We start from the raw sequence: 10,521 nt of genomic DNA, 5'->3' as shown, positions 1-10,521 counted from the left end.
CTCCTGAAGGGCGGGGTTTTCACCCGCATCCGTTAGACAGTTAGACTTTTGAGGTTTTTATTCCTCGCGAAGTCCCCTACTCATACCCCTCTATTTTCTAGAGGCTCCTAGTAGGAACAAGCCGCACTGACTTCTGACATCTGACATCTGACATCTGACATCTGACATCTGACATCTGACTTCTGACATCTGACATCTGACTTCTGACATCTGACATCTGACATCTGACATCTGACATCTGACATCTGACTTCTGACATCTGACATCTGACATCTGACATCTGACATCTGACATCTGACATCTGACTTCTGACTTCTGACTTCTGACTTCTGACTTCTGACTTCTGCTATACCATTCCTGTAGCTATTTCAGATAAGCTGAGATATGTTGATATAACAGAGTTAAAAATATATGATCTAATAGGATATAGGATAGTGGTGCAGTGGGACTATTTGAAGACCTGAATCGATTTCTAGAAAGTCGTCTAGAAGAATTTCTCCGCAACAATCCTCATCTAGAGTTACAGGCACTAGAGGAGCAGTTGCGCGAGCAAGAAAAAGACACACTGCGGCTAATTATTGACTTACAGCAACAGGAAAAGCGGTTGCAAGACCAAATTCTCGCCGTTGCCAAAGACATTCAACGTTGGCATGAGCGTATTGACAAGGCGAAGTCCCACAACAGATTTGATTGGGCTAAAGCAGCTCAAGAGCGAGAAGCAGCTCTGTTACGTCAAGGCAATCAGCTTTGGGGCCAGATGGAAGGGGTTAAACAGCGAATTACGAAAGCCAAGGAACTCCAAGAACAGATTAAAAACCATCGCGCTGAAGTGCAGGCTAAAGCTAGAGATACAGCAGCAGCTCGCGCAAGTTCTCAGCCTAAGCAGAACTCCCAGACATTTGCCTGGAATCAGACTACCAACAGTAACCAATACAATATCCCTTCTGGTGTAGACCCTTTAGAGCAACAGTTTAAAAGCTGGGAAATGGATGAAGAGTTGGAGCAAATGAAGCGGAATATGAACGGTTGATCTAAGCTATCAGCTATCAGCTATCAGCTATCAGCTATCAGCTATCAGCTATCAGCTATCAGCTTTTGAATCAAAGAGGTAAGCATTCGTTTCATCTGAGTTATTTCACAGGCTAGAAGCCTGATCCACAAAGCTGATCGCTTAGGGTGAGACAAAGCCCAACGGCTGAAAGATGACATGAATTCTTCATCCATCTTTTTTTTCAAAAGGACGATTAATAATAAAAGAAATTGATTTTTGTGGGAGAGGCAAGGTAGGAAATAAGGACTGCTTTGTAGCGTTTAATTTAGCAGTATTGGCAATGTCTTGGTCTTGGCTGCCTTGGCTTGGATTGGCATCAGATGAATCAGATGGGAAGGAAGGCTGGCGAAAAATCCAGCCTGGATGCTTGCCATAGTTAGAAGCGATCGCTAATAAGGCTCCTGCTAAGATAAACACCGGTAGTGGTAGAGTTACGTGTCTAACCCACTGGTAGATTTCCACCATAACAAAAAACACCAAAACACTGGCTATCCAAATTCTTATAACTCTATCCGATACCATGCCAATCTTATGCTCTGATTCGGTTTGTTCCGTCTGAGGAAGCTGATGGAATTGGAGTCACGCAAACATTTATCCATCAGCTCCTGTAGACCATACTACACCTTGGCTGCTACTTTGGCTTCACCAGATACTAAGCTTTCATAAGTTGACCGCATCTTCAGACCAACGAGAACCTGGAACAACCCAGAACCGTTGTTAGAGCCAGGATAATCGGTGTGCTTGAGCAATAACTCGGTCATCTCTCCATAGTACTTGGTTGAGGTCTTGCTGAGGTGACTTTCGATGTAAATCATCTCCTCTAGGTTATCGAACTGACCATCTACCTCTAGTACAGAGACTTCGTTACCCATGTAGCTGTCTGGCCCATAGTACATTTTCAGACCAGGATAAGCACAGGTTAGCTTGCGACCACAAGGTCTCCAGTCGATGGTTGACCCTTCATCAAACAGATAAACTGGGTCGAAGTTTTCCACCCCTTCCTTCTGAAGTAGGCGCACCCGCAGTAGATTGCTTTCCTTAGCTGCCTCTCCCTGAAGCAGCTGTGTGGGAAAGATTTGAATGACCACATCAGCGTATTGCTTCTGGACTTCAATGTAAGCTTCAAAGTCTGGACGTCTAGCTTCAATCGACGCTAGGATATCCTCATAACGGTGGCCCCGTTCTGCCATGTCCCGCTGGATTTTCCATTGGATTTTGACTTCATCGCTAATGTCTAGGTAAACGCCGAAGTCAACCAGCTCACGCACCCGCTCATCATAAAGAGGGTGCAGACCTTCAATGACTATGACTTTATTTGGCTCAACCCGTTCTGGTGGATCAATTTCACCGGTCTCATGGTTGTAAATAGGTTTGTCTATGCCCCGACCTTCTTTTAGCGCTTTGATTTGCTCATACATCAAGTCAAAGTTATTTGCTTTAGGATTAAGGGCAGTAACCCTTTTTTCTTTGCGCTGTTTGCGATCCAGACTGTGATAGTCATCCAGACAAATCACCGTCATGAACTCCTGGCCAAATAGGTCGGTCAAACGCTTCAGAAACGTTGATTTCCCGCATCCTGAGTCTCCAGCAACTCCTATAACTACCACCCTCTCCAGATCTGTGGTCATATCTTCCCTCTAACGTAAAACATATTCTCAAATCAGTTTTCAGTAAGCCAAAGCCCAAGCCTGGGAGCAATCTGACACACGCTTATAGTGGTGCTTGATAACATGCCACCATAAATCCACTCGCTTAAGTACTAACCACTAGGGAAGACCAAAGCCAAGCTCTGCTTAAGTATTTACTACTAGCTGCTCATAGTGGATTCTACCAAAACCAGATTGCTTATACAAGGCTGATTGTCAGTAGCATTACCTCGCTTAGTACTTATGCTAAGGTTTGTTGGGCATTTTTTAAAGAAAAAATTAAACTGACTCAGGATTTACAGTTTTTGAGTTACTGATCATGTAACTTGAGAGTAGTGCCTACCAGTGCCTCTACACTAATTCTCTCCCTGATAAACCAAAAACATTACTGGGCATAGCTTTACAATGTTACGCTAATAAGGCATTATTCGGGGTTATTACTAGCTAGCCGCTCACCCATCGACCGTGAGTCTGTTTGTGGTGCCAAGGCAAGTCTTAGCAATACATAGTTAGCAATACATAGTCAGTTTGGTTTGGAGCAATAGAAGCAATGTACAGTCCTAGCGAGTCTACTAATTCCAGCACTGTTACAGAATTTGGTAGTCGCACTTACCTTTATGAGGTAGTCGGTCTTCGTCAAAATGGACCGATTCGTCAGAGTGGCACAGTTTTGTTGACGGTGCCCTATAACCGCATGAAGCAGGAAATGCAGCGTATTGCTCGCATGGGAGGGAAGATTGTAAGCATTAAACCTTTATCCAGTAGTGCCGCTAATGGGTCAGTGGCTCAAACACAACCTACCCAGTCAGAAAACACAACTAAGCCTACCCAGTCAGAAAACACAACTAAGCCTATGACTCAAGCGAAACCCAAAAAGGCCAAAGATGATATCCCTGTCAATACCTATCGACCCAAAAACCCCTTCATTGGTAAGTGTATATCAAACGAACAACTAGTCCGGGAAGGGGGTATTGGTAATTGCCGTCACCTCAAATTTGACCTTTCTGGAGGTGATCTGCGGTATCTCGAAGGTCAAAGTATTGGTATTATTCCCGAGGGTACTGATGACAAAGGCAAACCCCACAAGCTTCGTCTGTACTCCATTGCTTCTACTCGTCACGGCGATGACCTGGATGATAAGACAGTATCCCTGTGTGTCAGACAGCTGCAGTACAAACATCCGGAAACTGGGGAAACCGTAAACGGTGTTTGCTCTACTTTCCTGTGCAATATGAATCCAGGGGATGATGTTAAAATCACTGGACCGGTCGGTAAGGAGATGTTGCTGCCATCGGACCCCAATGCCAATATCATCATGATGGCAACGGGCACTGGTATTGCACCATTCCGCGCTTTCCTATGGCGGATGTTTAAAGAGCAGCACGAAGATTACAAGTTCAAGGGCTTGGCTTGGCTGATCTTTGGTATTTCTACTACCCCTAACATCCTCTACAAAGATGATTTAGAAGAAATGCAGCAGAATAACCCAGATAACTTCCGCCTCACCTATGCCATTAGCCGTGAGCAGAAGAATTCTGAAGGGGGCAAGATGTATATCCAGCACAGGGTGGCGGAACATGCTGACGAGTTGTGGAAGCTGATGCAGCAACCAAACACCCATACCTACATCTGCGGATTAAAAGGTATGGAAGGTGGTATTGATGAGGCTTTGACTGCTGCAGCTGCTAAGGAGGATGTAGATTGGACTACATACAGACAGCAAATGAAGAAAGCACATCGCTGGCACGTTGAAACCTACTAGGTTACGGCTGGTATAAAGTAAATCCTCCAAAAGGAGGATTTAGAGCAAACTAGCGCGTCTGTTTCTTTTGGCCATAGGGCTGAGGGACACAGGCGCGCTACTGTTTATTTGAGTTGATTCTAACTACCTTGCTCACAGAATGAGATTTATGTTAAATTTAGTTAAAATAACGTTACAATAACTTGTGTTATCACGAGTTATGTGGCAATACCCCTCAAAGGTATTGACCAAAAATACAAAAATACTCAGGAATTACGCAAGTGCCCCCTAAATCCCCCAATTCTGGGGTACTTTGACATCATTACCCCCCAAAATTGGGGGGCAGGGGGGCAAAACCAACTAAACTTCGTAAGTTCTAATACTATAGGCAAACGGTTTTAGGGTATTGAATGGATATTTGATCTTGATTTGCTTTGTAATCAGATCCTCCCTAACAGGGTGATACCAGCATTCGTTACCAGTAATAGAGGCGAATAAAACATGAAATTTTCTTGGAGAATACTCCTACTCTGGACATTACCTGCCCTAGTCATTGGTTTTTTCTTTTGGCAGGGAACATTTGCCAGTACTACCGGGAATATGGGTAGTAATACCGCCAGTACTCGCATGACCTATGGTCGCTTCTTGGATTATCTTGATTCCGGTAGAGTCACTAGTGTTGACCTCTATGATAGTGGTCGCACAGCGATTGTAGAAGCTGTGGATGTGGATCTTGATAACCGCTTACAACGGCTGCGAGTAGATCTGCCAATTAGTGCGCCGGAACTGATTTCTAAGCTTAGAGAGTCTAATGTTGCTCTGACATCCCATCCCGCTCGCAATGATGGGGCAATTTGGGGACTGCTGGGGAATTTAATTTTTCCGATTCTCTTGATTGCAGGATTATTTTTCCTATTCCGTCGCTCCAGCAACATGAATGGTGGTCCTGGTCAAGCGATGAATTTCGGGAAATCCCGGGCGCGGTTCATGATGGAAGCGAAAACTGGGGTCCTGTTTGATGATGTCGCCGGTATCGAAGAAGCGAAAGAGGAACTCGAAGAAGTAGTTACATTCCTCAAGCAACCGGAACGGTTTACCGCTGTCGGAGCACGAATACCTAAAGGGGTGCTGCTCGTCGGTCCTCCTGGAACTGGTAAAACCCTCTTAGCTAAAGCGATCGCTGGTGAAGCAGGAGTGCCTTTCTTTAGCATCTCTGGTTCCGAATTCGTGGAAATGTTCGTGGGTGTTGGTGCCTCTAGGGTTCGTGACTTGTTCAAAAAAGCTAAGGAAAATGCCCCTTGCTTGATATTTATCGATGAAATTGATGCGGTAGGACGGCAACGGGGAGCTGGAATTGGTGGTGGTAACGATGAACGGGAGCAAACCCTAAACCAATTGCTGACGGAAATGGACGGGTTTGAAGGAAACACCGGCATTATCGTGATTGCGGCTACTAACCGTGCGGATGTGCTGGATACAGCTCTGTTACGTCCCGGACGCTTTGACCGCCAGGTGATGGTGGATCCCCCAGACCTGAAAGGGCGGATTAAGATTTTGGAAGTCCATGCTCGGGATAAAAAACTGGCTTCAGAAATTTCCATTGAAGTGATCGCAAGACGGACCCCTGGATTCACTGGTGCTGATTTATCCAACCTGCTCAATGAAGCTGCTATCCTGACTGCTCGCCGTCGCAAAGAAGCGATTACAATGCTGGAAATCAATGATGCGGTTGACCGGGTAGTGGCTGGGATGGAAGGTACTCCCCTGGTAGATAGCAAGAACAAGCGATTGATTGCTTATCATGAAGTTGGTCACGCTATTATTGGTACCCTAGTCAAGGATCACGACCCCGTACAGAAAGTTACCCTGATTCCCCGGGGACAAGCTCAAGGTCTAACCTGGTTTACTCCTAGTGAAGAGCAAGGTTTAATTACCAGATCTCAGCTTTTGGCTCGCATTACTGGAGCGTTAGGCGGTCGAGCTGCGGAAGAAGAAGTATTCGGTGATGCGGAAGTCACTACTGGTGCCGGTGGTGATTTGCAGCAATTGACTGGAATCGCACGGCAAATGGTAACTCGCTACGGCATGAGTGACTTAGGTTCTCTGTCCTTGGAAAGCCAAGAGGGAGAAGTCTTTCTCGGTGCCGGATTAATGTCTAGGGCAGAGTATTCTGAAGAGGTTGCTGCTCGGATTGATCAGCAAGTTCGTCAAATTGTAGAACATTGCCATCAAGAAGCACGAGATATCATTCGAGATAATCGAGATGCGGTTGACCGATTGGTGGATCTGTTGATTGAGAAAGAAACTATTGATGGTGAGGAGTTCCGTCAAATTGTGGCTGAGTACACCGATGTGCCTGAGAAGCCACAGTATGTACCTCAGTTATAAGGGCTTGAAGAAGGTTGAAGGTTGAAGGTTGAAGTTTGAAGGTTGAAGGTTGAAGGTTGAAGGTTGAAGGTTGAAGGTTGAAGGTTGAAGGTTGAAGGTTGACCGTGAATCCTTAACAAACAGCCTGTTGATCTGATTTTAGAGGATCTAATGGTTAAGGCTACAGCAAAATTTAATTGGTAGTTGAGTGGGCATCGAACCCATGCCAATACCTACTATGCTTCCCCGGCTTGTTCAGAAGTCGGGGATTGTTGTAATTTTGTTCATTGAATATAGCGGTTTTCTTGAGCAATCAAGTATAGCGAATTTTCTGGCGTTGCTGAATTAAGGAATGAATGTGCGATCATTTGGTTTTATTAAAGCCCCCTAAATCCCCCAATTCTGGGGGACTTTGATAGTTTTGTTCCCCCCAGAATTGGGGGGCTAAGGGGGCAAAACCATACGCATAATCAGCAACGCCAATTTTCTTCCCCTTGCTCTCTATTCCCTGTTCCCAGATCCGCTGTTCCCAGATCCGCTGTTCCCTTTACTAAACTACCTCACCCAATTTAAAACCGCTATATTGATTAATCCAAATATGGCAAGATTACTTGAAACTTTGTTCCCACACCAACTTCGCTGTCCAGGTTAATCTTACCCCGATGCAATTCAACACATTTTTTAGCAATAGCCAGACCTAATCCTGTTCCTTTTATAGCACCAACATTAGTGGCTCGATAGAAAGAGTCAAACACTCGTTGCTTTTCTTTTGACGGAATACCAATCCCTGAATCCCGAATAGTTAAAATTGCTTCTTCTGGCTGACAAAATACGTCAAACTTAATGATGCCTCCTTGGGGAGAATATTTAACCGCATTAGATAGTATATTAGTCAAAATTTGTCCAACTAACTGTTCATCTAAATTAACTTGACTAGAATTACTCTGAGTAGAAAAATCTATTTTATAGTCACTACTTAAAGTAACCTGTAAATTATTAATAATTTTTTGGCATAGTTTCTCTAGATTCAAGTATTCAGGATGACAATCAAGTTCCCCTGATTCAGTTTTATCTAGGAAAATCACATTGGTCAGGAGTTGATTCATGTGTTCAACTGCCCATCCAATTTGTTGAAAATGTTTCAGTCTTTTATCTTCTGACAATTTCTCACTGTACTTAGCTAGCAATTCGGTAGACGATTGAATCATCATCATTGGAGTACGAAACTCATGAGATATCGTACTAATAACCCGAGATTTAAGTTCACTGAGTTCTTTTTCCTGTTCTAGGGATTTACGAATGATTTCTGAGCGACGTTCTCGTTCTTGGATATCCGCTTCCAATTTGATTTTCTCTTTTTCTAAAGCTTGAGCTTTTCTAAGTTCAGTGGTGTCTTGTAGCATACCAGAAAAACCGGTAACCACACCATCAATCATCAAGCTTGAATGAATATTAATCTCCCCCCAGCGGCACTTCCCTGTTTTGGTAACATATCTTATTTCATGTTTAAAGGAATCCTTTTCACCGTTGACTAGAGACTGCCACAATTGTTGATAACGTTCCTGATCATCAGGATCAATAAATTTTAGGCAATTTTTCCCTAGACTTTCTTCTACAGTAAAGCCAGTGAAAGTAGTCCAGGCGGAATTGAGAAATATCCAGTGTCCAGTGGCATCGATTTGAAAAAACACTTCTTTAACACTTTCTACCACAGAACGATATTGTTTCTCCCTCTCCCGTAAGGTTTTTTCTGCTCGATTAGCTTCGATCAGACGACGGACACGCTTCCTTAGAACTGATGGTTGGATGGGTTTAGTTATATAATCCGTTGCTCCGACTTGAAATGCCCAATCAACGGAAGCTTGGTCATTAAGTCCAGTAATCATTAATACTGGTGTTGATTCATTTTTAAGTAGCTTTTGGATTTGGGCGCAACACATAAACCCATCCATCACTGGCATCATAGCATCCAGCAAGACTATATCGGGTTTTAGCTCAGTATAAGCTGCCAGACACTGCTGCCCATCTCCTACATCTTCGACGTTATATCCCTCATTTTCCATAATTGTACGCAGCATTATCCGGGTTTGTTTATCATCATCGGCGACCAGGATTATAGGAGCATTGTTTTGTTCAGTATTCATCATATTTAAGCTAGTTTATACTGTTATTATAGTAAGCGTTAATAACGGTTTATCTCAGAGGTTGTCTGAGAAGTCTCATTTGCTACATCCAAGCCCCCTAAATCCCCCAATTCTGGGGGACTTTTAGAAGCAAATGGACTCTTCCCCCAAAGTTGGGGGGTCAGGGGGGCAAAATTCAATATCAAAAAACTTTTCAGATATCCTCTCACTAGTTTTGGATTTAATTAAGGTATTAATTTAAAATTAAAATAATAAACAAATGGTTATTAAACCTCAATTTCAGCATTGTTAACTGACGCAATAACCTAACGGACTTGTAAATATATTGATAAACATTACTATAGTTGTCAACCTTAGCACAGGCATCTTACCTGCACAAGGATGATGCTCACAGGAACAATTTATTTGACGAATCAAATCAGATAGTAGTTTGAGAAGGTTTAAAAGTCCCCTGCTTTATCTTCCTGGATCATCTCTAGTTGCTAAAACCGTATTGTTGGGGATTTTTTTGAGCTTGCAGTCAATTAAGATCTAGAAGAAATTACTCAAAGTGTGGACTGTTGACTGTGGACTGTTGACTGTGGACTAGCAATAGTCAACTTAAGCCAATGCATAGCCTACCCAAATTTTAGTGAGGCACACACCAAATTTTTTTCCTCTGGTCTGCTTCTTCCCACTCTGCCCCTCTGACCCTAAAAAAAAATAAGAGAGTCACAACTGCGGCTCTCTTAATCATCAGGGTGCATCTACTGATCTAAATATAACACAAATAATGAGGGGTGCAACCCCTCACCCCAAAAATCTAAAAAAATGTTATTTTATATACCGTCTTCAGGGAAAAGTTAACTGGAAACGGATGGGTTAACCCATGTAACGGATATAACGGAAGATGATATGGTTCTAGAAAGACTCAACTTGTTGTCAAGGCGTCAAACTCTGCAATGGCTAATCTTTGCATCCAGCACCTTTATCCTGGGGGCATGTACTCCCCCAAAGCAAACATCTTCTGGCAATGACTTGGGTGATGCTAAGCCCAGCCCATCGATGTCTTTCTCTCTAGGGGTGACCACTTGGATTGGTTTGACTCCTCTTTTGATTGCGCTCAAAAAAGGCTTCTTTCAGGAACTGGGGCTAAGGGTTGACCTGAAAACCTTTGGCTATAATCCCGATTATATCTCTGGCTTTTTAGCAGGAAAACTGGATGCTATTGCTCCTGTAACTTCTGAAGCAGTCTTATTGGCAACTAAGGGCAAAGACTATCGCATTGTTTTGGTAGAGGATAACTCCGTTGGTGGGGATGGCATCTTAGCCCGCAACAGTATTAGTAGCATTAAGGACTTTAAGGGTAAGAAGATTGCTGTTGAAAAAGGGGCAGTTAGCCATTTCTTTCTACTAAAAGTACTCACAGCAGTTGGGTTGAGTGAAGCTGATGTTACCTTGGTGAATGTGGATCCAGCCGGAGCAGCAGCAGCTTACCAGGTGGGGAATGTGGACATTGCTGTTACCTATGCACCATTCCTAAAACAGGCTAACTTGGCTCAACCTGATGGACGCATTATCTATGACTCGTCC

At 43.6% G+C, this 10,521-nt stretch carries 9 protein-coding genes; 4 read left to right on the top strand and 5 right to left on the bottom strand.

The genetic code is table 11. The features are described from left to right. Positions 1–107: 107 nt before the first annotated feature. Positions 108–287 carry a hypothetical protein gene (locus F6K38_RS28535; protein WP_287358437.1) on the bottom strand — a complete coding sequence of 60 codons (180 nt, stop codon included), beginning with the start codon at positions 285–287 and terminating at the stop codon, positions 108–110. A gap of 155 nt (positions 288–442) precedes the next feature. Here F6K38_RS28535 and F6K38_RS28530 point away from each other — a divergent pair, with 155 nt between their 5' ends. After that, a complete protein-coding gene (locus F6K38_RS28530) occupies positions 443–1,030 on the top strand; it encodes a TIGR04376 family protein (RefSeq protein ID WP_008179675.1) in 588 nt (195 codons plus the stop codon). 186 nt (positions 1,031–1,216) lie between these two features. Here F6K38_RS28530 and F6K38_RS28525 read toward each other — a convergent pair whose 3' ends face one another. Further along, positions 1,217–1,531 (bottom strand): hypothetical protein, encoded by a 315-nt coding sequence (locus F6K38_RS28525; RefSeq protein WP_287358434.1) that lies wholly within the window; start codon positions 1,529–1,531, stop codon positions 1,217–1,219. Positions 1,532–1,668: 137 nt separating this feature from the next. Then, the gene (locus F6K38_RS28520; RefSeq protein ID WP_008179669.1) at positions 1,669–2,679 is read right to left on the bottom strand and encodes a phosphoribulokinase; all 1,011 of its coding nucleotides are present in this window, start codon (positions 2,677–2,679) and stop codon (positions 1,669–1,671) included. A 568-nt stretch (positions 2,680–3,247) separates the two neighbouring features. On the opposite strand from F6K38_RS28520, the gene cpcD/petH reads away from it, so the two are divergent. Together cpcD/petH and ftsH2 are read left to right on the top strand one after the other, a co-directional pair. After that, on the top strand, positions 3,248–4,459 hold the full coding sequence (cpcD/petH, locus tag F6K38_RS28515) for a bifunctional rod-capping linker CpcD/ferredoxin--NADP reductase PetH (RefSeq protein WP_287250785.1): 1,212 nt from the start codon (positions 3,248–3,250) through the stop codon (positions 4,457–4,459). A gap of 480 nt (positions 4,460–4,939) precedes the next feature. Continuing rightward, complete coding sequence (gene ftsH2 / locus F6K38_RS28510) at positions 4,940–6,826, top strand: ATP-dependent zinc metalloprotease FtsH2 (RefSeq protein WP_287358432.1); 1,887 nt, start codon at positions 4,940–4,942, stop codon at positions 6,824–6,826. On the opposite strand, the gene F6K38_RS28505 is transcribed toward ftsH2, so the two are convergent. Both F6K38_RS28505 and F6K38_RS28500 read right to left on the bottom strand, forming a co-directional pair. Beyond that, positions 6,817–7,035 carry a hypothetical protein gene (locus tag F6K38_RS28505; RefSeq protein WP_287358429.1) on the bottom strand — a complete coding sequence of 73 codons (219 nt, stop codon included), beginning with the start codon at positions 7,033–7,035 and terminating at the stop codon, positions 6,817–6,819. The two genes, ftsH2 and F6K38_RS28505, sit on opposite strands and share 10 nt — an antisense overlap. A 357-nt stretch (positions 7,036–7,392) precedes the next feature. After that, positions 7,393–8,952 carry a hybrid sensor histidine kinase/response regulator gene (locus F6K38_RS28500; protein WP_131827023.1) on the bottom strand — a complete coding sequence of 520 codons (1,560 nt, stop codon included), beginning with the start codon at positions 8,950–8,952 and terminating at the stop codon, positions 7,393–7,395. Positions 8,953–9,843: 891 nt separating this feature from the next. On the opposite strand from F6K38_RS28500, the gene F6K38_RS28495 reads away from it, so the two are divergent. Then, the coding region (locus F6K38_RS28495) for an ABC transporter substrate-binding protein (protein ID WP_287358426.1) at positions 9,844–10,521 on the top strand (678 nt) is incomplete at its 3' end.

Origin of the sequence: Moorena sp. SIO3B2 (assembly GCF_010692525.1) — a bacterium.
GTDB classification, from domain to species: Bacteria; Cyanobacteriota; Cyanobacteriia; order Cyanobacteriales; family Coleofasciculaceae; genus Moorena; species Moorena producens.
The sequence above is the reverse complement of the archived record's forward strand: the minus strand, read 5'-3'. Positions and strand labels throughout refer to the sequence as shown.

Excerpts from the sequence above, each read along its gene's own strand:
- ftsH2 (WP_287358432.1), top strand. The coding sequence starts at position 4,940 with ATGAAATTTTCTTGGAGAATACTCCTACTCTGGACATTACCTGCCCTA.
- cpcD/petH (WP_287250785.1), top strand. The coding sequence starts at position 3,248 with ATGTACAGTCCTAGCGAGTCTACTAATTCCAGCACTGTTACAGAATTT.
- F6K38_RS28500 (WP_131827023.1), bottom strand. The coding sequence starts at position 8,952 with ATGATGAATACTGAACAAAACAATGCTCCTATAATCCTGGTCGCCGAT.
- F6K38_RS28520 (WP_008179669.1), bottom strand. The coding sequence starts at position 2,679 with ATGACCACAGATCTGGAGAGGGTGGTAGTTATAGGAGTTGCTGGAGAC.
- F6K38_RS28535 (WP_287358437.1), bottom strand. The coding sequence starts at position 287 with ATGTCAGATGTCAGATGTCAGATGTCAGATGTCAGAAGTCAGATGTCA.